The sequence below is a fragment of the Mucilaginibacter sp. genome (genome assembly GCF_025362475.1).
In the GTDB taxonomy this organism is placed as follows: domain Bacteria; phylum Bacteroidota; class Bacteroidia; order Sphingobacteriales; family Sphingobacteriaceae; genus Mucilaginibacter.
On the sequence record NZ_JANYGH010000029.1, the window covers coordinates 71038 to 96728 of the forward strand.

At 42.3% G+C, this 25691-nt stretch carries 17 protein-coding genes; 15 read left to right on the forward strand and 2 right to left on the reverse strand.

Features of this window, described 5'->3' with window-relative positions; translation table 11 throughout:
- Positions 1-132 precede the first annotated feature (132 nt).
- From Q0R88_RS10825 to Q0R88_RS10855, 7 genes are all read left to right on the forward strand, one after another.
- Positions 133-2520: an ABC transporter permease gene (locus Q0R88_RS10825; protein ID WP_295715940.1), complete on the forward strand. Its 2388-nt coding sequence runs from the start codon at positions 133-135 to the stop codon at positions 2518-2520.
- Between the two features lie 99 nt (positions 2521-2619).
- On the forward strand, positions 2620-4992 hold the full coding sequence (locus tag Q0R88_RS10830; RefSeq protein WP_295715942.1) for an ABC transporter permease: 2373 nt from the start codon (positions 2620-2622) through the stop codon (positions 4990-4992).
- A gap of 110 nt (positions 4993-5102) precedes the next feature.
- On the forward strand, positions 5103-7475 hold the full coding sequence (locus Q0R88_RS10835) for an ABC transporter permease (protein ID WP_295715945.1): 2373 nt from the start codon (positions 5103-5105) through the stop codon (positions 7473-7475).
- A 186-nt stretch (positions 7476-7661) separates the two neighbouring features.
- Entirely contained in the window at positions 7662-10022 is a 2361-nt protein-coding gene (locus Q0R88_RS10840; RefSeq protein WP_295715947.1) for an ABC transporter permease, read from the forward strand.
- A gap of 105 nt (positions 10023-10127) precedes the next feature.
- On the forward strand, positions 10128-12533 hold the full coding sequence (locus Q0R88_RS10845; RefSeq protein ID WP_295715949.1) for an ABC transporter permease: 2406 nt from the start codon (positions 10128-10130) through the stop codon (positions 12531-12533).
- A 108-nt stretch (positions 12534-12641) separates the two neighbouring features.
- A complete protein-coding gene (locus Q0R88_RS10850; RefSeq protein ID WP_295715951.1) occupies positions 12642-15041 on the forward strand; it encodes an ABC transporter permease in 2400 nt (799 codons plus the stop codon).
- Between the two features lie 17 nt (positions 15042-15058).
- A complete protein-coding gene (locus Q0R88_RS10855) occupies positions 15059-16585 on the forward strand; it encodes an alpha/beta hydrolase-fold protein (protein ID WP_295715954.1) in 1527 nt (508 codons plus the stop codon).
- Positions 16586-16689: 104 nt separating this feature from the next.
- Here Q0R88_RS10855 and Q0R88_RS10860 read toward each other — a convergent pair whose 3' ends face one another.
- Positions 16690-17100: a BrxA/BrxB family bacilliredoxin gene (locus Q0R88_RS10860; protein WP_295715956.1), complete on the reverse strand. Its 411-nt coding sequence runs from the start codon at positions 17098-17100 to the stop codon at positions 16690-16692.
- A 197-nt stretch (positions 17101-17297) separates the two neighbouring features.
- Between Q0R88_RS10860 and Q0R88_RS10865 the strand changes: the two genes are divergently transcribed.
- The 8 genes from Q0R88_RS10865 to Q0R88_RS10900 all read left to right on the forward strand — a co-directional run bounded on the left by Q0R88_RS10865 (position 17298) and on the right by Q0R88_RS10900 (position 24870).
- Positions 17298-18170, forward strand: a complete 873-nt coding sequence (locus Q0R88_RS10865; RefSeq protein WP_295715958.1) for a M23 family metallopeptidase — start codon at positions 17298-17300, stop codon at positions 18168-18170.
- Between the two features lie 108 nt (positions 18171-18278).
- A complete protein-coding gene (locus Q0R88_RS10870) occupies positions 18279-18644 on the forward strand; it encodes a polymer-forming cytoskeletal protein (protein WP_295715960.1) in 366 nt (121 codons plus the stop codon).
- Positions 18645-18854: 210 nt separating this feature from the next.
- Positions 18855-19160, forward strand: a complete 306-nt coding sequence (locus Q0R88_RS10875; RefSeq protein ID WP_295715962.1) for a GIY-YIG nuclease family protein — start codon at positions 18855-18857, stop codon at positions 19158-19160.
- A 310-nt stretch (positions 19161-19470) separates the two neighbouring features.
- Positions 19471-20787: an adenosylhomocysteinase gene (gene ahcY, locus Q0R88_RS10880; protein ID WP_295715964.1), complete on the forward strand. Its 1317-nt coding sequence runs from the start codon at positions 19471-19473 to the stop codon at positions 20785-20787.
- Positions 20788-21109: 322 nt separating this feature from the next.
- Entirely contained in the window at positions 21110-22999 is a 1890-nt protein-coding gene (locus Q0R88_RS10885) for a gliding motility-associated C-terminal domain-containing protein (RefSeq protein WP_295715966.1), read from the forward strand.
- 355 nt (positions 23000-23354) lie between these two features.
- Positions 23355-23723 (forward strand): DUF1304 domain-containing protein, encoded by a 369-nt coding sequence (locus Q0R88_RS10890; RefSeq protein WP_295715968.1) that lies wholly within the window; start codon positions 23355-23357, stop codon positions 23721-23723.
- 61 nt (positions 23724-23784) lie between these two features.
- The gene (locus Q0R88_RS10895) at positions 23785-24198 is read left to right on the forward strand and encodes a DUF4844 domain-containing protein (protein WP_295715970.1); all 414 of its coding nucleotides are present in this window, start codon (positions 23785-23787) and stop codon (positions 24196-24198) included.
- A gap of 210 nt (positions 24199-24408) precedes the next feature.
- Complete coding sequence (locus Q0R88_RS10900; protein WP_295715972.1) at positions 24409-24870, forward strand: hypothetical protein; 462 nt, start codon at positions 24409-24411, stop codon at positions 24868-24870.
- A gap of 533 nt (positions 24871-25403) precedes the next feature.
- On the opposite strand, the gene Q0R88_RS10905 is transcribed toward Q0R88_RS10900, so the two are convergent.
- Positions 25404-25613 carry a hypothetical protein gene (locus Q0R88_RS10905; RefSeq protein WP_295715974.1) on the reverse strand — a complete coding sequence of 70 codons (210 nt, stop codon included), beginning with the start codon at positions 25611-25613 and terminating at the stop codon, positions 25404-25406.
- Between the last annotated feature and the right edge of the window lie 78 nt (positions 25614-25691).

Genomic DNA, 25691 nt, shown 5'->3' on the forward strand with positions numbered 1-25691 from the left:
CGAACTCCCTCTTTCCACCGCAGGTGAAGAGAGGGTGGTCCAGCGAAGCGAAGACCGGGTGAGTCTTCGCCAGTATACAGAGCCGGTACTTATCCCGAACGATAAGCGTACAAATTAGGATTTCAAAATATTATGATAAAAAACTATTTAAAAACAGCCTGGCGTAACCTTATAAAAAATAAAGTTAACTCATTTATTAATATCGCGGGCCTATCTGTTGGTATGGCTGTGGCTATCCTTATCGGGCTATGGATCTGGGACGAATTATCGTTTGATCAATATCACCAAAACTATAACCGCATTGCCCTGGTTGAGCAAAATTTAAAAAATAACGGCAACATCGATACCTGGGCAGCTACGCCCTACCCATTGGCTAACGAACTGCGCAAAAACTACGGCAGTAATTTTAAAGCTGTGGCAATGGCCGCCGGTTTGGGCAATCACCTGTTAAGTTTAGGCGATAAAAAGCTGAATAAAAGGGGCGTTTATTTTGAGCCGCAAGCGCCCGAAATGCTTACACTTAAAATGTTAAAGGGAACCCGCGATGGGCTTAAAGATCCTTACTCGGTTTTAATATCCGCATCAAATGCCAAAGCCTATTTTGGTGATGCCGATCCGATGAACAAAGTTTTAAAGATTGATAACAAGCTCGATGTAAAAGTAACCGGGGTTTATGAGGATTTGCCCCGTAACTCAACCTTTGCCGATGTCTCGTTCATTGCGCCATGGCAACTCTATTTTAATAACACCGAATGGGTGCGTACAGCTGCCGACCCATGGCGGCCAAATGCCTTCCAGATATTTGTTCAATTGATTGATAATACCAGCTTTGCCGATGTATCGCTAAAAATAAAGGATGCCAAATTGCGCAACCTCAATACCGAACTGGCCAAAAAGAAGCCCCAGCTATTTTTACACCCGATGAGCAAATGGCATTTATACAGCGATTTTAAAAATGGTGTAAACATTGGTGGTCGGGTTAAATACGTTTGGTTGTTTGGTATTATTGGGGTGTTTGTATTGCTGCTGGCATGCATCAATTTTATGAACCTGAGTACTGCCCGTAGTGAAAAACGAGCCAAAGAGGTAGGGATCCGCAAGGCAATCGGCTCATTACGCAGCCAGCTCATTTACCAGTTTTTTAGCGAGTCGCTATTATTTGTGGTATTGGCGCTTGCCTTATCCATATTGTTGGTTCAGCTCAGTTTGCCATTTTTTAATTCGGTATCTGATAAAAGCATGTCTGTTTTGTGGAGCAGCCCTTTGTTTTGGTTAATGGTTGTGGGCTTTAGCTTATTTACCGGGTTAATTGCCGGCAGTTATCCCGCATTATACTTGTCATCATTTGAGCCTATTAAAGTTTTAAAAGGATCATTTAGGGTAGGCCGTTTTGCCGCCGTGCCGCGCAAGGTGCTGGTTGTAATCCAATTTACGGTATCTATTACGCTCATCATCGGTACTATAATTGTTTTCAGGCAGATACAGTTTGCTAAAGACAGGCCTATCGGCTATAGCCGCGATGGCCTGGTTTCTATACCGGTACTTAATGAGGATATTCATAAGCACCTGGATGTGGTAACAGCCGAATTGCTAAAAAGCGAGGCCGTTGTATCTGTGGCCGAAGCGGGTGCCTCCCCAACAGAATATAGCTTAAGCAGCAGTGGCTTTGACTGGAAGGGCAAAGACCCTAATATGAGTGTTGATTTTCCGACTGAAGGCGTTTCTTATGATTATGAAAAAACCATTGGCTGGAGCTTTAAGCAAGGCAGGGGTTTCTCGCGGTCGTTCCTTACGGATTCATCAGGCCTGGTGATCAATGAAACCGCTGCACGCTTTATGGGCTTTAATAATAATGCCGTTGGCGAAACCATTAAATGGAACGGCGATCAATTAAAGGTAATAGGCGTAATTAAAGATATGATTGTAAACTCGCCTTATGAAGAGGTAAGACCGTTCATTTACTACCTCTCCAAAAATTCGGAATCTACCATACTGTTAAAAATTAACCCGAAAGTTAGTGCAACAGAAGCACTTGGTAAAATAGAGCATGTTTTTAAACTATATAACCCTTCACAGCCTTTTGAATACCACTTTGTTGACGATGAATACGCCAAAAAATTTGGCAACGAGCAACGCATCGGTAAACTGGCGGCTTGTTTTGCTGGTTTAGCCATCTTTATCAGCTGCCTGGGTTTATTCGGCATGGCATCCTTTTTAGCAGAGCAGAGAATTAAAGAGATAGGTGTACGCAAGGTACTTGGCGCATCGGTATTTAGCCTGTGGCGCTTAATGTCTACAGATTTTGTGGTGCTGGTTATTATTGCCATACTGATAGCAACCCCGGTTTCTTATTACTTTATGTACGGCTGGCTGCAAGGTTATCAATACCATGCCGGCATGGCCTGGTGGATATATGCTGCTGCTGCTATTGGCGCCATGGCAATCACTTTATTAACAGTGAGCTATCAAAGCATCCGGGCAGCCATGCTAAACCCTGTGAAGAGTTTGAAAACAGAATAGGAGAGAATCAAGAGTTAAGAATCAAGACAGGAAGCAAGTGGGGAAGGCCGATAGAAAGGCACCAATGAACTAATGAACAAGTAAACCAATGAACTAATCATGATCAGGAATTATTTAAAAATAGCGTGGCGTAACATCATCAAAAACAAGGCGCACACTTTTATTAATATCGCGGGGCTGTCGGTAGGCTTAGCTTGCAGCCTGCTCATTTTGCTTTGGGTGCAAAACGAATTGGAGATTGATGCTTACCATAAAAATAGCAAACGCCTGTTTTCGGTATTTGAAAGGCAGTACTACGATAATAAAGTTTTTGGACAATATGGTACACCTGGATTGCTGCCCGATGAACTTAAAAAACAGATACCAGAAATTGAAGCCGTCACCGGGATAGCCTATGGTGGCGATAATACCTTTAAGGTTGGCGACAAGGTTTTGAAGATGAGCGGTACCTCCGCGGGCGAAGATTGTTTTAAAATGTTCTCCATCCCTTTATTACATGGCGACGTTAAAACTGCATTAAGTTCTCCTTTAAGTTTAGCAATATCGCGCAAAATGGCAGAGGCTTTTTTTGGCAGCACACAAACGGCTGTTGGTAAAACCATCCGCTACGAAAACCGAAAAGACTTTACCGTTACCGCTGTTTTTGAAGATATGCCCAAAACATCCTCGCAGCGCTACGATTTTTTAATCAACTGGACCAGCTTTTTGGCCGACAACAGCTGGGCTGCACAATGGGGAAATAACGGGCCGGCAACAATTATCATGCTGCGGGCTGATGCCGACCCAGCAAAAGTTGAAAAAAAGCTGACTCATTTTTTAGATAACCTGAATAAAGATCAGAAAAAGGGCACGTTTACTCTTGAGCTTGGCATGCAGCCTTTTGCCGATGGATACCTGCATGGTAATTTTGAAAACGGCAAAATTACAGGCGGGCGGATAGAATATGTACACCTGTTCTCTATTGTAGCTGTTTTTATATTACTGATAGCCTGTATCAATTTTATGAATTTGAGTACGGCACGGTCTGTAAAACGGGCACGCGAAATAGGTGTTCGTAAAGTGGTTGGCGCTGTCCGTTCTGTACTGGTAAAACAGTTTATAGGCGAATCTATGCTCATCACTTTATTGGCAGTTATAGTTTCGTTGCTCCTATTGGTGCTATTATTACCTGTATTTAACGAAATTACCCAAAAGGAGATCGATTTGCCGTTTCGCCAGTTTGATTTTTGGCTTAAGCTTGTAGGGTTAACACTTGTTACCGGGTTTATATCCGGCAGCTATCCCGCGTTATTTTTATCATCTTTTAACCCGGTGAATGTTTTAAAAGGGACAATTAAATTAGATAGCGGCACCACTATATTTCGCAAGGGCTTGGTCGTATTTCAGTTTACTTTATCGGTAATATTGATAACTGCCACCATTATTGTTTCAAAACAAATGGCCTTTGTACAATCAAAAAACCTGGGTTATGATAGGGAAAACCTGATCTATATCCCAATGGATGGCGAGCTTATACCCAAATACGCTTCCTTTAAAAACGAAGCGCTTAAAACGCCGGGCGTTCAATTGGTAACCCGGATAACCGCCACGCCAACCAATATGCAAAACGGCACAGGGGGTGTAACCTGGGATGGTAAAGATCCTAATGTAAATATTGAGTTTACACAGGCATCTGTAGGATACGATTTTGTGAAAACCATGAAATTAAAAATGGTAACGGGACGCGATTATTCTACGGCTTTCGGTACCGACTCGGCCGGATATCTTATCAACGAGGCTGCTTTGAAAAGAATAAATTATAAAGATCCCATAGGTAAACCGCTTACACTTTGGGGTAAGCATGGTAAGATCATTGGCGTACTAACAGATTTTCATTTCCGGTCGATGCATGAGCAAATCCCACCCTTAGTGATCAGGTTTGGCGAAAAAGAGGGTTATGGCAATATCCTGGTACGTACACAGCCAGGCAAAACCCGCGAAGCTTTGGCCGGTATCGAAAAGCTTTGTAAACAGCTCAACCCTTCGTTCCCTTTTTCCTATACCTTTTCGGATGAAGAGTACCAGAAAATGTATCAAAACGAACAGATCATCAGCAAGCTGTCAGATGCATTTGCTTTCCTGGCCATATTTATATCATGCCTTGGCCTGTTAGGCTTAGCTATGTTTACCGCTGAGCAGCGAATTAAAGAGATTGGCATTCGTAAAGTATTGGGCGCAAGTGTACGCTCGCTGTTTAGCCTGCTATCGTCGGAGTTTTTAATATTGGTAGTGATATCCTTATTTATAGCCTTGCCTATATCATGGTATGCTATGGGGGCCTGGCTACAGGGTTTTGCTTACCAAACGCCCATGCAATGGTGGGTATTTGCCCTGGCTGGGGGTATCATCATGGTAATAGCCCTGGCAACAGTAAGTTTCCAGGCTATAAAAGCGGCATTAATCAACCCGATAAAAAGTTTGAGAAGCGAGTAGGAAAGAGTTAAGAATCAAGAGTCAGGAATCAAGACAAATGTTAAGTGGCGTTATTGAAGGCTCAGCAAACTGACAAAACCAATGAACCAATGAACTAATGAACCAACGCGATGATAAAAAATTATTTAAAAATAGCGTGGCGCAATCTTGTTAAGAACAAGGTGCACTCGTTTATAAATATTACCGGCCTTTCGGTTGGTCTGGCTTGCAGCCTGCTTATTTTATTGTGGGTGCAAAATGAGTTGAGCATTGATGGCTATCATCAAAATGGCGACCGGCTATATAAAGTTTATGAACGTGAATACTACGATCATAAAATAGATGGCAATTATGATACACCGGGCATGATGGGCGCCGAATTGAAAAAAGGACTGCCCGAAGTGGAATATGCCATTAACATGGAGGATGGAAATGATGATCACACTTTTAGGGTAAATAATAAAATATTGAAGGTGGATGGCACCTTTGCCGGAGCCGATATTTTTAATATGTTCAGCTACCCGCTTGTAAAAGGCGAAGCAGGTACTGCATTAAATTCGCCTTTAAGCATGGCTATATCGCAAAAAATGGCAGCTATGTTTTTTGGCAATCCCGATATGGCCATGGGCAAAACCATCCGGTTTGAAAACAAAAAAGATTTTACAGTTACGGCTGTGTTTAAGGATCTGCCGGAAAACACTTCACGAAAATTTGAATACGTAATTAATTGGGACGCCTATTTAGCCGAAAATCCCGGTTCAAAAAGTTGGAATAACAGCGGACCTTTAACGTTCGTAATGCTACGCAAGGATGCAAACCCTGTGTTGGTGGATAAGAAAATAACACACTTTTTAGATACTTACCGAACCCAGGAAAAAAGTTATCGTGTTGAACATGGCCTGCAGCGTTTTGACCAGGTTTACCTGCACGCCAATTTTGAAGATGGCAAAATAACCGGCGGCCGTATCGAATATGTGCGTCTGTTTAGTATCATAGCCTTATTTGTATTGCTTATTGCCTGTATTAATTTCATGAACCTTACAACAGCACAATCTGTTAAAAGGGCCCGGGAGATTGGAGTACGCAAGGTAATGGGCGCTGTAAGAGGCGTGTTGATCAGGCAGTTTATTGGCGAATCGTTACTGCTTACCGTACTGGCTGTTGTGGTAGCTGTGGTTTTAACTGCTGTGCTTTTGCCGGTATTTAACCAGGTTACTCAAAAGGAAATAGTTGTGCCTTTTGGCGAGGTTTCTTTTTGGCTTAAACTAATTGTAATTACACTAATTACCGGCTTAATTTCGGGTAGTTACCCGGCGCTTTTCTTGTCATCATTTAACCCGGTTAAAGTACTGAAGGGAACATTAAAGCTTGATGCCGGCGCGGTATGGTTTCGCAAGGGGCTGGTTGTAATGCAGTTTATACTTTCGTCTGTATTGATCATTGCTACCATAGTTGTATCAAAACAAATAAACTTTATACAAACCAGGAACCTGGGTTATGATCGTGAAAACCTTGTGTATATCCCTATCGAGGGCGATTTGGGTGCCAAATACGATATTTTTAAAAACGAAGCGATGGGTATACCCGGTATTAAATCGGTTAGCCAAATGTCAAATAACCCCACATTTATTGATAATAGTACTATTGGCGTTACCTGGGAAGGGAAGGACCCTAACAACACCGTGGCTTTTCCCAATATTGCGGTTGGGTATAATTTTGTGCATACCTTGAAGCTGAAAATGTTATCTGGGCGCGATTTCTCTGCCGATTATCCTGCCGATTCCAATAACTATATCATTAACCAGGTAACGCAACAAAAATTAGGTTTTGCAGATCCCGTTGGGAAATCGATAACGATGTGGGGGAGGAAAGGGAAAATAATCGGACTGGTAAAAGATTTTCATTTTCAATCGCTGCATAAACAAATCCTCCCGTTGATCATTCGCCCGGTTCGGGGAAAATTGAGTCGGGGAAATATCCTGGTACGCACCCAGGCAGGCAAAACAAAAGAAGCATTGGCCGCCCTCTCAAAACTTTGTAAAGAGATAAATCCAAATTTTGCTTTCAGCTATAATTTTTCTGACGAGCGATATCAAAGGCTATACAGGAGCGAACAGATCGTTGGTCGCCTGTCGAACATATTTGCGTTCCTGGCCATATTTATATCGTGCCTGGGGCTGTTAGGTTTAGCCATGTTTACGGCCGAACAGCGGATTAAAGAAATAGGTGTACGCAAAGTACTGGGAGCGAGTATAGCATCCATATTCGGGTTACTGTCGTCAGAGTTTTTGGCCTTGGTAATAACGGCGATGCTCATCGCAACGCCTATTGCCTGGTATGCCATGAATAGCTGGCTACAAGGTTTTGCTTACCGCACTACTATACAGTGGTGGATGTTTGCCCTATCGGGAGCACTTATAGTATTAATAGCCCTGGCAACAGTAAGTGTACAGGCCATAAAGGCTGCGTTGGTTAACCCGATAAAAAGTTTGAGAAGCGAGTAAGGAAAGAGTTAAGAATTAAGAGTCAGGAATCAAGACAGAAGCAACAGGGAAGGGCTGAAAGAAAGTTTGAGAAGCGAGTAAGGAGCTGAAAGCCGAAGGCTTAAAGCTAAAAGCAATGGACAGGATTATATTATATAAAAGGCTTTAGGCTTTTGGCCTTTAGCATTAGGCTTAAAAATCAATACGATGATAAAAAATTATTTAAAAATCGCATGGCGCAACATTGTAAAAAATAAGGTTCATACCTTTATTAATGTGGCGGGGCTTTCTGTTGGTATGGCGGTGGCCATGCTTATCGGGCTGTGGATCTGGGATGAACTATCCTTTGATAAGTATCACCAAAACTATGATCATGTGGCGCAGCTGATGACCACTCAAACGGCCAATGGTGAAACGGTAACTTTCGGATCAACCGTGGTGCCGCTTAGTGCAGAACTGCGAACCAAATACGCGGCCGATTTTAAAATGACCGCCCTTACCTGGGAGAGTACACATATACTGGCCGTTGGCGATAAAAAAATCTCGCAAAACGGCATGTGGGCCGAACCTGATCTGCCGTATATTCTTTCATTAAAAATGATAAAAGGGAGCTATGCCAACTTTAAAGATCCTTCATCTTTTGTATTATCGCAATCAGTAGCTATCGCCCTTTTTGGCGATGCCGATCCTATAAATAAGGTAGTACGGATTGATAACAAAACCGATATGAAGGTAGCCGGCGTTTACCAGGATCTGCCTCATAATACCACCTTTTATCCAACTAAATTTATGCTGCCCTGGAGCAGTCCGGCAAATTGGTGGAACAAGCAAAGTGGTGCATGGGATAACCATGGCTGCCATTTATTCGCACTGATGAACGCGAATGCCGATTTTGATAAAGTATCGGCAAAGATCAGGAACATTACCAAGCCTCATTTTAAAATGAACGACGAGGTAATGCAAATACATCCCATGGCCAAATGGCACTTGTACAGCGATTTTAAAAATGGTAAAGCAGTTGGCGGCCGTATTGAGCTGGTATGGTTGTTCGGGATCATCGGTACGTTTGTATTGCTGTTGGCCTGTATCAATTTTATGAACCTGAGCACCGCCCGCAGCGAAAAACGTGCTAAAGAAGTGGGAATCCGCAAAGCGATTGGCTCTGTTCGCTCGCAACTGGTGAAACAGTTTTTGAGCGAATCGCTGATGTTTGCGTTTTTGGCTTTGGTGGTTACGCTCGTTGTTGTTTTAGTGACCCTGCCATATTTTAATAACCTTGCCGATAAGCAAATTGCCATGCCATTTGCTAACCCCTGGTTTTGGGCAGCCGCTTTGAGCTTTACCTTTTTTACCGGAATTATTGCAGGTAGCTACCCTGCATTTTACCTTTCGGCCTTTGAGCCAATTAAAGTATTAAAAGGGACTTTCCGTGTTGGGCGCTTCGCTTCGCTGCCACGCAAGGTTTTGGTGGTTGTGCAGTTTACGGTATCTATTGTGCTCATTATCGGTACCATTATCGTTTTTAGGCAAATTCAGTTTGCGCGCAGCAGGCCTATCGGCTATACCCGCGAAGGCTTAATTACGGTGGGTATGAACACCCCCGAAATTTATGGCCATTATGAAGCCATGCGGAACGACCTGATCCAAACAGGTGCCGTGGCCGATATGACGGAATCAAACAGTTCAACAACCCAGGTATGGTCAAACAATGGTGGCTTTGAATGGGCTGGTAAAGCCCCCGGCTTCGATCCAACATTTGGTACAATAGCTGTAACTTATGATTATGGCAAAACCGTTGGCTGGAAGATAATTGAAGGCCGCGACTTTTCGAGAAGTTTTCCTACAGATACCGGGGCGTTTATATTAAATGAATCGGCAGTAAAACTAAGCGGACTTAAAAACCCTATTGGCAAAATCATGCATTGGGCAGGTAAAAATCACGTTGTAACCGGTGTGGTAAAAGATATGGTAATGGAATCGCCATATAAATCTACTATCGCTACCGTTTTTCACATGAATCCGACCTGGGTTAACGTCATCACCTTGCGCATAAACCCTAAAATGCCTATGCGCGAAGCCCTGGGCAAAATTGAGCCCGTATTTAAAAAATATAACCCCGGCAGCCCTTTTGAGTTTAAGTTTAATGATGATGAATATGCGCACAAGTTTAGTGACGAGCAGCGCATTGGTAACCTGGCTACCGTGTTTGCGGTGCTGGCCATCTTTATCAGTTGTCTTGGTCTGTTTGGGCTCGCCTCGTTTGTTGCCGAACAACGCATAAAGGAGATAGGGGTGCGTAAAGTGCTTGGTGCATCGGTAGCAAACCTGTGGCGTTTACTGTCAACAGAGTTTGTGGTGCTGGTGGCTATTTCATTACTTATTGCAATCCCTGCCGCTTATTACTTTATGAGTGGCTGGCTTCAGCAATACCAATACCGGTCGCCAATATCCTGGTGGATTTTTGCACTATCTGGTACTGGGGCAATTGCCATTACTTTAATTACGGTAAGCTTTCAGGCAATCAAAGCAGCGCTGACTAACCCGGTTAAAAGCCTGCGCTCGGAATAGAGTCAAGAATTAAGAGTCAAGAAACAAGACAGAAGTTAAGTGGGGTTATTGCAGGCTCCACAAACTGACAGAACCAATGAACAAGTAACTAATGAACCAACAGTGATGATAACAAACTATCTGAAGATCGCCTGGCGAAACCTTACCCGTAACAGAGCGCATACTTTTATAAATATAACTGGCCTCTCGGTGGGTATGGCTGTGGCTATGCTTATTGGTTTGTGGATATGGGATGAACTATCATATGATAAATATTTTAAAAATTATGACCGCATTGTGCAGGTAATGCAACATCAAACTTTTAATGGTAATGTAGGCACACAATCGGATATACCTATGCCATTGGGTTATAAACTGCGGGATGACTATAAGAATGATTTTAAGTACGTGGTACTATCTACCTGGACATACGCACACATTCTCGCATTCGGTGATAAAAAATTAACCCAACAGGGAAACTATATGCAGGCCGAAGCACCGGACCTGTTCACCTTAAAAATGATCAAAGGAACACGAGCAGGGCTAAAAGATCCATCGTCTATCATTCTCTCTGCATCACTGGCTAAGGCCCTTTTTGGTGATACTGATCCCATGTTTAAAGCCTTAAAGATCGACAATAAATGGAACGTTAAGGTTACCGGCGTTTACGAAGATCTGCCGCATAATAACAGCTTAGCTGAAATAGCATTTATTGCACCCTGGGATCTGTACATGACTACCTATGAAAAAACAAACATTACAAAATGGGGTAATAATTCATGGCAGCTATTTGCACAGCTAAGCCCCAATGCAGATATAAACAAGGTATCGGCTATAAACAAGGTATCGGCCAGGATAAAAGATTTGAAACTGAATGCTTTTACCGCTGAGGGCAATAAGCTGGGTTTATCATTTAAGCCAGCTGTGTTTTTGCACCCGATAAGCAAATGGCATTTATATTCGGAGTTTAAAAATGGTATTAATACCGGTGGTGCCATACAATTTGTATGGATGTTTGGCATTATTGGTGTATTTGTATTATTGCTGGCTTGTATCAATTTCATGAACCTAAGCACGGCCCGGTCCGAAAAACGGGCCAAAGAAGTAGGTATACGCAAAACGGTAGGATCGTTGCGAAGCCAGCTTATTGGTCAATTTTTGGTAGAGTCGGTGCTGATCTCGGCATTTGCGTTCCTGTTTTCCATACTTCTTGTACTGCTTATTTTACCCTGGTTTAACCAGGTAGCCAATAAAACCATGCAGGTATTATGGGCCAACCCGATGTTTTGGGTACTGGGAATTGGCTTTAGCCTGGTAACCGGCCTTATTGCGGGTAGCTATCCTGCCTTTTACCTGTCATCATTTAAGCCGGTGAAAGTTTTAAAAGGAACATTTAAGGCCGGGCGTTTTGCTGCTTTGCCGCGTAAAGTACTGGTGATATTGCAATTTACGGTTTCGGTTACTTTAATCATAGGTACTATCATTGTTTTCAGACAGGTGCAATTCACCAAGAACAGACCAATAGGTTATGATCGCACCGGCCTTATACAGATAGAAATGAAAACGGATGCCATTCATCAGCACTTTACAGCAGTAAGGAATGACCTGCTGCAGTCGGGAGCAATAGTTGAAATGGCCGAGTCTGATAGTCCGTTAACAGGAGTATATTCCAATAATAGTGGTCTTACCTGGAGGGATAAGGACCCCAGTTTACAGGATGATTTTGGCACTGTTGCTGTGAGCCCCGAATTTGGAAAAACAGCTGGCTGGAAACTTACCGACGGACGCGATTTTTCAAGAGATATTTTAACAGATTCATCGGGAATAGTACTGAATGAAGCGGCTGTAAAATTCATGAACTTTAAACACCCGGTTGGCGAAACCATTAAATGGTACAAAAATTTTAAAGTTATAGGCGTAGTGAAGGATATGGTTATGTCATCACCATATGACCCCGTAAAACCAACTATATTTTATATAATTCCCTACGCTCCAGGGATAGTTGATGTCAGGCTGAACACCCGCAAAAGCGCCAGCGAAGCATTACATAAAATTGAAGCTGTATTTAAACAGTATGACCCGGCCAGCCCTTTCGAATATAAATTTACAGATGATCAATACGCCCAAAAATTTGCGAATGAAGAGCGTGTTGGCAAACTGGCGGGTTTCTTTACCCTGCTGGCTATTTTCATTAGTTGCATGGGCCTGTTTGGTATGGCATCGTTTATGGCCGAACAGCGTACTAAAGAGATTGGCGTGCGCAAGGTGCTTGGCGCATCAGTATTTGGTTTGTGGCGCTTACTGTCGTTAGATTTTGTGGTGCTGGTTTCTATATCATTACTGATAGCTATACCAACCGCTTACTATTTTATGCAAGGCTGGATAAAAGATTACAAGTACCACGCCGAGCTTTCCTGGTGGATTTTTGGGGCGACTGCCATCGGTTCTATCACGATCACCCTGCTTACGGTAAGCTACCAAAGTATTAAGGCCGCGTTGATGAACCCGGTGAAAAGTTTGAGGAGCGAATAACAGCAAAGAATTAAGAATTAAGAGTTAAGACAGCGGCGGTAGGAACTGGGGCAGACAGAAAGGTACCAATGAACTAATGAACAAGTGAACCAATGAACTAATACAGCAATGATAACAAACTATCTGAAGATCGCCTGGCGAAACCTTACCCGTAACAGGGCGCATACTTTTATTAACGTTGCCGGCCTATCGGTGGGTATGGCAGTGGCTATGCTTATTGGTTTGTGGATATGGGATGAGTTATCATATGATAAATACTATCAAAGCCATGACCGTATTGTGCAGGTAATGCAGCATCAAACCGTTAACGGTAATGTGTTTACGCAAACCGCTATTCCCCTGCCTTTAGGTGCAAAACTGAAGCAGGATTACAAACGCGATTTTAAATACGTGGTATTATCGACCTGGACAGGCGGTCATATCATTGCAAATGGATATAAAAAGCTAAAGCAGCAGGGTAACTATATGCAGGCGGAAGCCCCTGACCTGCTCACTTTAAAAATGCTGAAGGGAACCCGCTCTGGCTTAAAAGATCCATCGTCTATTTTGCTTTCCGCATCACTGGCTAAGGCATTGTTTGGGAATGCCGACCCCATGTTGCAACCTGTAAAAATTGATAATAAATGGAACGTTAAGGTTACCGGCGTTTATGCAGATATGCCCCATAATACCAGTTTTAGCGAATTGGCCTTTATTGCCCCATGGGATCTGTACATGACCACCGAGCCGTGGCTAAAAAGAAATATTGCAAATTGGGATAATAATTCATGGCAGATATTTGCTCAGCTGGTCCCCAATGCTCATATAGATAAGGTATCTGCTCATATAAAAAACATAAAATGGGATGCCATTATTGCCGAACGCGCCAATAAGTTATTTCTCGCTTCTAAACCCGCCATTTTTTTACATCCAATGAGTAAGTGGCATTTATACTCGGAGTTTAAAAACGGTATTAATACAGGAGGGGCTATACAATTTGTATGGATGTTTGGTATTATTGGGGTGTTTGTACTGTTGCTTGCCTGTATTAATTTCATGAACCTGAGCACTGCCCGCAGCGAAAAACGGGCAAAAGAAGTAGGTATTCGCAAAACGGTTGGCTCATTGCGCAGCCAGCTCATAGGTCAGTTTTTTCTCGAATCGCTATTGATCACCTCATTTGCCTTTTTGTTTTCAATATTGATTGTGCAGCTTATTTTGCCCTGGTTTAACCAGGTTGCTGATAAAACCATGTATATACTTTGGGGCAACCCGGTGTTTTGGCTGTTAGGTATAAGCTTTAGTTTGCTAACCGGGTTAATAGCCGGCAGTTATCCGGCCTTTTACCTGTCGTCGTTTCAGCCTGTAAAAGTGCTGAAGGGGACATTTAAGGCTGGTCGTTTTGCGTCTATTCCCCGTAAGGTACTGGTGGTTTTGCAGTTTACTGTTTCGGTTACTTTAATTATAGGTACTATCATCGTTTTCAGGCAGGTACAGTTTGCCAAAAACAGGCCAATTGGTTATAACCGTACCGGGCTGATACAGGTTAGTATGAATACTGATGATATTCATAAACATTTTAGCGCTGTGAGGAATGAGCTGCTTCGATCGGGCGCGATAGTTGAAGTTGCTGAATCTAACAGCCCGTTAACAGCGGTATGGTCAAACAGCAGCGGGTTTAGCTGGAAAGATAAAGATCCCAACCTGCAGGATGATTTTGGAGTTATACCGATAAGCCCCGAATTTGGAAAAGTGGCCGGATGGCAAATTACCGATGGCCGTGATTTTTCGAGAACGATTTTAAGCGATTCATCGGGTGTAATACTGAACGAGGCAGCAGTGAAATTCATGAACCTGAAACACCCTGTAGGTGAAATTATAAAAAACGGAAGTCAGGGTATTAAGGTCATCGGTGTTATAAAGGATATGGTAATGTCATCGCCCTATGAACCTGTAAAACCAAGCATGTTTTTTATGATCAATTATGCAGGTGAGTTGATTGATATCAGAATAAACCCTAAAATAAGCGCCAGCGAAGCATTGGGCAAAATTGAGCCTATATTTAAGCAATATAACCCGGGCAGCCCCTTTGATTTTAAGTTTACAGATGAAGAGTACGCCCAAAAATTTGCGAATGAAGAGCGTATTGGCAAGCTGGCGGGATTCTTTACCCTGCTGGCTATTTTCATTAGTTGTATGGGCTTGTTTGGTATGGCATCGTTTATGGCCGAGCAGCGTACAAAAGAGATTGGCGTGCGCAAGGTGCTTGGCGCATCAGTATTTGGTTTGTGGCGCTTACTGTCGTTAGATTTTGTGGTGCTGGTTTCTATATCATTACTGATAGCTATACCAATCGCTTACTATTTTATGCAAAGTTGGATAAAAGATTACAAGTATCACGCTGAGCTTTCCTGGTGGATTTTTGGGGCGACTGCTATCGGTTCTATCACGATCACCCTGCTTACGGTAAGCTACCAAAGTATTAAGGCCGCGTTGATGAACCCCGTAAAAAGTTTGAGGAGCGAATAACGAATAATGCAATAAAAATGAAAAATACAATTCGCGTTTTTTTGATCCTGCTAACAATGATTGGTAGCCTGGGTAACATGGCCAAAGCGCAGGATACTGTTCTTCGAATACCCGTTAATGCAAGGCTCGACTCTTTGAAGTCGGGTATATTAAACCAGGAAAGGCTTATACAGGTATTTATTCCACCCAAATACAAACCGGGGAGTACCGATAAATATGATGTGCTGTATGTGCTTGATGGTGGCAACTGGAATACAGGTTTAATAAACGAGGTTCAGCGCTTTTTAGAGGGAGAAGGCAATATGCCTCCAATCATAATTGTAAGCGTTTTGGGTATCGACAGAAACAAAGACCTTACACCAACTCATTTAGAAGGTTGGAAAACATCGGGAGGGGCGGACAAATTTCTTGGGTTTATTAAAAATGAGTTGATCCCCTATGTTGATAAAACATACCCCTCCAATGGCGATAATACGCTTTGGGGGCATTCATTGGGCGGCTTGTTTGTGATGTACGCGCTGTTAAATGAGCCAAAAGTGTTTAAATCGTATATTGCTGTCGACCCCAGCTTCTGGTGGGATAATAACTATCTGCCAAAAATAGCGGCCGGTAAGCTGCCCGCCTTAGCCGGTTCAAATACCACACTTTTTATAAGCGGCCGGGAGGGTAAGGATGGTAAATCGATGAAGATTGATACCATGGATACCATCCTTCAAAAAAGTGCTCCCGCAGGTTTGACCTGGAAAATTCTTATGTATCCCGATGAAACACATAGTTCGGTAAGGCTTAAAAGCATTTATGACGGGTTAAAGTTTACCTATGCCGGCTCCATCGGTTCTATTGAATTTCACCCGATGAATGGTATTGTTTTGAAAGACAAACCCATTAAAATATGGTATTTTAACGACACCACAAAAGTGCGTTATACGCTTGATGGAACAGCCCCCACAATCTTATCTGCAAAGGCACGGTCCGAGATAACTTTAACCGGCGCCGCCACGATTACTTTTAAACGTTTCACCAGGCGTAACCGCTATAATAAAACCTCAACGGGTAATTTTACTGTCGAAAAAACGCTTCGCCCTGTTTCAAAGCAGAACAACGCAAAACCGGGCGGGTTTAACTTTGCCTATTATGAGGGAGAGTGGGATAAATGGCCGGATCTTAAAAACGTAAAACCCACGAAGACAGGGATAACAAACAAAGAGTTTGATGTAAATAATCTTCCGCGGAAAAATAATTTCGCCCTGGTTATTGATGGATTATTGGAAGCAAAGGAAGATGGTTATTATATTTTTGCATTAGATGCCGACAACGGATCAAAACTATCTCTCGGTAATAAGCCATTGATAATTACGGATAGTTTACATCGCGACGGAAAATCATTCATACTTCCGCTAACAAAGGGGTTTTACCCTTTCAGGCTGGAGTACCTGCATAAAACCGGTGACCGTAAATTGAAGCTGGTGTACCTTACCCCCGGTAGCATGGCGGCTAAAAATCCTGTCACAATCCCCCTGGATTTGCAGTATAACCGTAATTAGTGGGGAACGATTGATAAAAGAAAAGATCCGGTATTTTCACACCGGATCTTTTCTTTTATTCTTTCTTTTTAGCTTTCAGCTTTCAGCCATCGGCTTTAAGCTAATTAGCAGTATTGCTCAAAAGCACCGATCAGGTTATCGGCTATCATTTGTGCTGGGCGGCCTTCTATCTGGTGGCGCTCAATAATGTGTACCAGTTTACCATCTTTAAATAAAGCCATTGCCGGTGATGATGGAGGATAAGGCAACATGTAGTTACGTGCAGCATCAACAGCCTCTTTTTCCATACCTGCAAAAACAGTCACAAATTTATCTGGGTGTTTCTCATTGGCAGCAGCAATCCTGGCAGCAGGACGCGCGTTAGCAGCAGCGCAACCGCATACAGAATTTACCATTACAAATACAGTTCCTTCGCTTTCAATTGCGTTTTTTACTGCGTCGGCATCTTTCAACTCCTTAAATCCTACCCTGGTCAAATCTTCCCGCATTGGGGCAACTAAATATTCTGGATACATAATGTGTTTCTTTTTTACAATTTATCAATAACAAAAATAAGAAATGATTAACAGTTTACGTTTAAAAAACGCAATAATAACATTTTGCTGACTATATACATTTTAACGTAACCATCAGGCCATAAGTTGTTTGTTTATAATCATATTGATTTATACACAGTAATAGTTATATTGCAGACCCTAATTAATTGATTTTGATGAAACAAAAGACATCTGATATCAGTACTGTTGTTATTATTAACAAAAATCAACAGCCTACCCGTTCTTTACAAATAAAAACAAAACACTTGAGCAGGCTTAAGCATTATGCGCTCGGCATCTTGTCGGTAATAGTGGTTTTGGTGGGATGTATTATTTATTTAAGATCGCAAAACACGCAGCAGGAAATCGAAAAGCAAAAACTGCTACAGCAAATTGTAAAGCTTAAGGGTGCTATCCCGGCACAGGTTGTGGCGCCGGCCAATAATAAAGAAGGGAGCGCGCAATCCTATATTCAGGCTATTGAAGGCAAGTTAAAAACCATCAATGATTATTTACGCCGCCGTGGACTAAAAGGTTTCATCACCAAAGGGCTTGGTGGCGATAGCAATGCCGAAGGTAAAAAACTATCCGACAACGAAGTCTACTCCCTGTATAACGATTACCTCAATCACCTGATGGGTACCATTGCTTTTACGCCGATGGGATACCCCCGCATCAGTTCATTTACCTCGTTTTTTGGTTACCGCAGCGATCCATTTGATACCGGTAACGCCGAGTTTCATCCGGGTATTGATTTTAAAGGCAAACGGGGTGATGAAGTAAAATGTACCGCAAGCGGCAAGATAGTTTTTGCAGGTTGGGCCGGTGGATATGGCAACTGCATCCGCATTCAGCACATCAACAATATCCAAACAGTTTACGGGCACCTATCCAAAATAAAGGTAAAAGTAGGGCAGGAAGTAAACGTAGGCGACGAGATAGGTCTGGTAGGTTCAACCGGCCACTCCACCGGTGCGCATTTACATTACGAAGTACGCGTGAACGGCAAACCTGTAAACCCGGTTAAATATTTAACGTTAAATAAATAGGTGAATGGGGAGTGGTGAATAGTGAGTAGGAGGTTAATGTTAAATAAACTTACTACTCACTATTCACCACTAATCATTCACTGCTCACCATACACCCCTCACAACAATATGTCTATTTTCGGAAAAAAAGATAAAGTGGCACTTGATCTTCAGGCAATATCAACCCTTATAAGCGAGGGCAGTATTTTAGATGGCAGTTTGAATGCACCTGCATTTGCCCGTATTGATGGGTTGGTAAATGGCGACGTAACGGTTGACGAAGGCCTGATCCTTGGCGAAAAAGGGCAGGTAAAGGGTAACATCATCACCAAAGAGATAGTTGTTTACGGCACCGTTAACGGCGATATCCAAACCGGATCCCTGGAAATAAAAGCAAGCGGCGAAATTACCGGCAGCATTAAAACCCAAACCCTGCTGGTTGAAACAGGCGGCGTTTATAATGGGCAGCTAACTATGCAGGCGGCAACGAAATAGGGGAAGGTGTTTTTTTAATTTCCCCTATTTTAAAATACTTTGTGTGTGCACATCTTTTTTAATAAAAGAAATTGTCATTTCGAATGAGCGGGTTAGGGTAGTGCGAGGGCGCGAAGAGAAATCTTCTGCGACTATGTATGTCCGCCCTATGTAACAAACTATCTCTCCGTAAGAATAAAAATCTTGTATACGAGCCATATCGTTTAAAACATGTGGAATCACAATTATTATGTCTACATTACCACTAATCCTGCAAAGACTGTATTATATATTGGGGTTACTAACGATATAGGTGTTAGGTTGCGTCAGCATAAAGAAAATAAAGGCACCAGGAAATCTTTTACAGGTCAATACTATTGCTATAATTTAGTTTATTATGAGCATTTCTCACATATTGAACATGCAATCGAAAGGGAAAAAGAAATTAAGAAATGGCGCAGGGAAAAGAAAAACGCGTTGATAGGATCCTTAAACCCCGATTGGGTTTTCCTGAATAACCAGGTGGGGGATGATTAATCGATGGCCTAAATAAAATAGCAAGGTTGTCATTTCAAATGAGGAACGGAGGAATCTTCTACAGCCCAGCAAAGTCTGTATAAACGCAGTATAAGATTTCTCGTTCGCGCCGCGCTCAGTCCCGCCCTTGCTCACTCGAAATGACAATTCGGTTTATAAAACTTTTTCTTTCGCCCAGGCTTTTCCTCCCTTGCTCTATCGAAATGGGAAATTCGATTTTTTGCAACTTTCCCTATAACAGCAAACCTCACTATTCTTCATTTCATTTTCACAAACTTATAAGTTAAATTTGCATCAAAATTGAAATGATATGTCATCAGTAGAAACTGCATTTGTTAAATACAAAGTAAAAGACCTTTCGTTAGCCGAATGGGGCCGCAAGGAGATTGAACTGGCCGAGGCTGAAATGCCGGGCTTAATGGCTTTACGCCAGGAGTACGGACCAAGCCAGCCTTTGAAAGGTGCACGTATTGCAGGCTGCCTGCACATGACCATCCAAACAGCTGTATTAATTGAAACATTGATTGAGCTTGGCGCCGAAGTTACCTGGTCGTCATGTAATATATTTTCAACCCAGGATCATGCCGCCGCCGCTATTGCTGCTGCAGGTATTTCTGTTTATGCCTGGAAAGGTATGAATGCCGAAGAATTTGACTGGTGTATTGAGCAAACCTTATTTTTTGGCGAAGACCGCAAGCCATTGAACATGATTTTGGATGATGGCGGCGATTTAACCAACATGGTATTAGACAGGTTCCCGGAACTGATCGCCGAGATCAAAGGTCTTTCTGAAGAAACTACTACAGGTGTTCACCGCTTATATGAGCGCATGAAAGCCGGTACATTGCCAATGCCTGCAATTAACGTGAACGATTCTGTTACCAAATCAAAATTTGATAATAAATATGGTTGCCGCGAATCGTTAGTTGATGCTATTCGCCGTGCAACAGACGTGATGATGGCCGGTAAAGTAGCCGTAGTATGCGGTTATGGCGACGTAGGTAAAGGTTCTGCCGATAGCTTAAGAAACTCTGGTGTGCGCGTTATTGTTACCGAAATTGACCCTATCTGCGCATTACAGGCAGCTATGGAAGGTTTCGAGGTTAAAAAATTAGGCACCGCCATTAAAGAAGCCGATATTGTGGTTACTGCAACAGGCAACAAAAACATCGTTCGCGAAGAGCACTTCCGTGCCTTGAAAGATAAAGCCATTGTTTGTAACATCGGTCACTTTGATAATGAGATTGATATGGCCTGGTTAAACGGTACTTACGGCAATACCAAAATTGAAATTAAACCACAGGTTGATAAATACACCATTGATGGCAGCGATGTTATCGTGTTGGCCGAAGGCCGTTTGGTTAATTTAGGTTGTGCTACAGGTCACCCAAGCTTTGTAATGAGTAACTCATTCACCAACCAAACTTTGGCCCAGCTGGAGCTTTGGACAAACAATGCAGCTTACAAAAACGAGGTTTACACTTTACCAAAACACCTTGATGAAAAAGTTGCCCGTTTACACCTTGCTAAAATTGGTGTAGAGCTGGAAGTACTTGATCAGGATCAGGCTGAATACATCGGCGTAACCGTTGATGGTCCGTTTAAACCGGAGTACTACAGGTACTAATTTTTAAGTAAAAGGCAAAAGCCGAAAGGTTTTTGCATGGATATACAAAAGGCATGGTTTTAGGATCATGCCTTTTTGTTGACAGGCAGATGGGGTTAATTTACTAATGCCGCCGGTCCTGCTACTTTCGTAAGGAGGTGTTGGTTATTGCGCAAAGACATCTGTTAATGAACAGACAAATTAAGTTATTCTATGGTTACGATGCACTTACACCGGGTATGAGGGAACGATATCATGTATTTTTAATGGTATTATATTTATCAGCTTTAAAAAAAATTATGGTAGTTAATGTTATTTTTAATATGCAGGTTAACAAAGCTGCATGAAAAAATATCTGCGTTTAATAAGTGCCATTGTATTTTCACTGATTGCCACAGTTGGTGCGCAGTCTGCGCAGCAGGTAAAGCATATATTATCAACAACGGCTGCACCGCAAATTATTGTTGGCGATGTAGCAGGCGTCATTTCGGCCTGTGCCGGTACACCATCTGTAAGCCCGGCTATTCAACAATTCCCGGTTTCGGCAAGTGGTTTATCTGCCGATGTAACGGTTACAGCCCCCAATAATTTTGAGATCTCGCTTGTTGCCAATGGAACTTATAGCAATAGTGTAACGCTTACGCAAACCTCAGGGCTGATCTCCAATATCATCATTTATGTGCGATCATCGGCGCAGGCCGTAACAGGCAATATATCCGGAGATGTCATGCTAAGTTCGGGTTCGGTTAGCCAAACAGCAAAGGTAACTGGTTATATCACCGTGTTACCTTTGGTTAATCCGGTCGCTAATCAAACCAAACAAAACGGGCAACTTACAGATGCCGTTAATTTTACCGGTACAGCAGGCAGTTACGCGTGGACAAATGATAATACAACTATTGGTTTAGCCCCCAACGGTACCGGGAACATCGGCAAATTCATTGCGGTAAATACAGGCACCATGCCTGTTACTGCTAATATTACGGTTAGTCCGGTGCCTGCAAATTATGCCTATGCACCCAACGCTTTATCAAATTCAGTTTCATTAATAAATACCATTACCAACAAAGTAGAGCAAGATATCGCCCAGGGGATACCGGATCATTCAAACCCGTCGAGGGTAGTGCTGAGCCCCGATAAAAGCCTGCTTTATGTGGCCAATCCGGGCTCAAATACAGTAACAGTAATCAGTACAGCTACCAATAAAGTACTTACTGCTTTTGCCGCAGGGGTTAACCCAACGGGCATGGTGATAAGTCCAGATGGCAGCAGGCTATATGTTAGTGGTGGTACATCTAACCGCTTAAGTGTTATTGATGCCAATACGCACGCCATTGTAAAAACGGTTACAACCGGCCTTAACCCTGCTGATCTGGCCATCAGTGCCGATGGTAAAAAACTATACATCATCAATGAGGGTTCAAATGCAGTTCAGTTTTATGATACTGCCACTAATATCTTTGAATATGGTTTAGTTACCGGTATAACCCCAAACAGTATCACCATAAGCCCGGATAACAAGGAGCTATATATAGCCAATTATAATTCACATGATATAGCGGTGGTTGATATTGCCAGCAGGTTACTTACTTATAAAATTGACGTTGCAACGCCGGCAGGGGGCGTTGCCATAAGTCAGGATGGCACCCGGTTATACGTATCAAACATAACAGCAAAAAAGGTTACCGTTATCAACACCTTAACCAATAACATACTTACTACTGTAGATGTTGGCGATAGCCCATCCGATATTACCATTAGCAGCGACGGAAGCAAGGTTTACGTGGTTAATTCGCTTTCGGCTTATATATCGGTTATAGATGCGGCAACCAATATAGCTACGCAGCAAATTTCTGTGCAACCCGGCGGAAATTTCATGGCTATATTCAGTGATAATTTATGCGCTGGTTTGCCGGTGCAGTTTACCATCACTGTTGATCCTTTGCCAACGCCTCCTGCAACCCCGGGGGATATCAGCATTCCCAATAGCTTTTCGCCAAATGGCGACGGCAGAAATGATCTGTTGGAGATAAAAAATTTAAGCGCTTACCCTCGTAATACGGTTGAAGTATTCAACAGGTATGGGCAAAGGCTGTTCAGATCAATTGGTTACAATATTGCCTGGGATGGCACTTTTAAGGGACAGCCCGTTCCGGAGGGTACCTATTATTATATTATCAATCTTAAAAATGGCAACAAATCGTTGTCGGGGAGTGTAACCATCGTCAGGTAATCGGAGTGGGTTGAAAAAAGGAAAAAAAAAGAAAATAGCGGACGTCGTGCCGTCCGTCGGCTGACGGATCGGCATCCCACAGGACAGATAAACCACCTGCAATGTTCGCTGCCTAATATCACCTAATTGCGTCTTGCTACTTGATATTAATTACTTGCTACTAATGTGGGCGTTCCCTGCGGGCCGGGTTTTACGCTCATACTACACAGGCCTTAACCACTTTGGCCGGTATCCGCTGCACCCCCTAACGCAAGAAAGGGATGACATCGGGCGCCGGTATAAAAACTAAATGTTTCGGACTCGTTAAATAGACTGTAATTCCCTAAATTAGAAAAACCTAACCAATTAGAAAATAATGGAGATAATAGCCAAAATTTTAGTAGGACTCGTTGCAGTCGAACACTTATATATCCTTTATATGGAAATGTTTGCCTGGGAAACACTTGGCCGAAAAACATTTAAGGGCGCTCTTCCCGATAGCTTATTCTCCCCAACAAAAGGGCTTGCTGCTAACCAGGGCTTGTATAATGGTTTTTTATCCGCGGGTCTTATCTGGACATTCTTCATTTCGGATAAATTATGGGCGTTTAACATCAGCGTGTTTTTCTTAAGCTGCGTAATTACTGCAGGTTTATACGGAGCGCTTACAGCAAGCAAAAAAATATTTTTTTCACAGGCATTGCCAGCAATTATTGCTCTTGCTTTTGTGTTGCTTAGTAGGTAATATGCTTTATGTGCGCTACTGCGTTGTTTATTACCGCATTACATATATATTCGGTCGCCTTATGAAATCACTATTCACCTTAATGTTCATAGCTGTAATGACAACAGTTTGCGCCCAGGAGCAATCAACAATGAAAGTAAATCCTGACGCCCGGCAAAAGCTCAGCCAGTTTATTCAGCAATCGAAATTTGACGGCGAGCCTAATACCTCATTTAATGGTCTATCGAACCCCAAATTAAAACCTCAGTTGAATGCCCTTTTAAACCTGGCCGCGAAAGATTTTTTAGCAACAGTGAGTATGCATCCAACCGAAAAGAAATTCCAGGATAATATAAAAAAGGGTTTAGACAGGTTTAATACCTACGCTGATGAACTGGATACGGAAGACAAGGAAAGGATATGCCATTATTTTGAAGAGTTAATGGATTGCGTTGGACTGCAAAGTTCCAATGGTCTGTTAAATAAATGGATTTAGGGGTTTGACCCTGCAAAGAAGAATTAGGCTCAAAACGGCGATAATTTCAGGCTGATACCAGTTAATAACATAGCGCGTCACGAATACCCCAACGCACATGGCCGGCGCTGCATGCTCGTGTCAGTCAGCGTATGCGGCGTGGGGCTGCGGGCGGCGTACTCGTGACTAAAGAGATTATACCCATAATTATAGGCCATAAAAGATAAAGAGATGAAGAAATTATTAATTATTTGTATTGCGCTCGGTGTTTCAACAAATAGTCTTTATGCTCAGAATAAAACCATTAAGGGAAGAGTGATCGATGATTTTTTGGAAACGACCCCAGGAGTGCTAATTATGATTAATGACACTGTTGAAGTAGGCAAAACAGATCTAAACGGTTTTTTCCAAATAGAGATACCTGTTTCCGTGAAAAAAATATTATTTAATACAGTTGGAATAGAGTTGGCATCTATAGAACTTGTAGATGAATGTGATGAAGTAGAGGTTGTAATGATGTTAAGAGATTCTTATGATTTTATAAAGCTCAAGAAGATAGATAGACTTCGAATGAAAAGATTTAAGCAGCTGCCAGAATTACATAAAGAAGCATTTGAGAAAGGTATTTTTAAAACGGATAAGGCTTGTTATACACAAGAGTTTATACCTTATTATAAGAAAAAACAAAAGTGATATGAATTCCCTTTCGCTGTCACAAGCCAGGAGCCTTGGCAGCGGTTGACTTAACCTCAGATGATCTTTAATTTTTCGTTATAAAGATTATAATTTTTATGTCAGGAATTGATCAACTACCATGTAATTGTGTCAAAGAAACGCCGGCAACTTTTTGATTGCCGGCGTTTATCTTGAACTAAGGGAAATTGAGAAGAGCTATTAAGCTTATAGCTCGTCGCAGCTTTTAGCCGGTGTAATATGCATCTAATTATCCAAATGTTAACAACATAGCCCGTCACGAGTACCCCAACGCACATGTCCGGCGCTGCATTCTCGCGCCAAATGGTGTCGGGGAACTTTACGACCATAACGGAAAGTCTACTTTTCACATCACCGTGTCCGGTCAGATCAATTTTGCAGCGCATTTAAAAAAAACACATACAACTATTCAAAAATATCGAAAATGCATTAGCTTAAACAAATCAACTAATTAAACCCCGGCGAAAATGCAGAAAAACGCCGGAGTAATAATTTATGTGCAGTTTAACTGTTTATTTATAAACCAGAATCACCAGTTCAAGTACCTTTACATAACTCAAAACGATCTTTGACCGCACCGCATTGAGCTGTTTTTTACAGATCCGGAAAATGTTGCGGTGATTGGTGCTATCCTTGTCCATCAGGTCGTAACACTCTGTAACTTCTTTTACGACGCTTTTCTTGATTTGTTCATCGAGCCAGGTCTTGACCTTTGCATTCAACGCTGCTTTATTAAACATCCTGCTACTTTACTTTATAATAGCACTAATATACGGCTATTTGAATTCAGCACCCCGGAT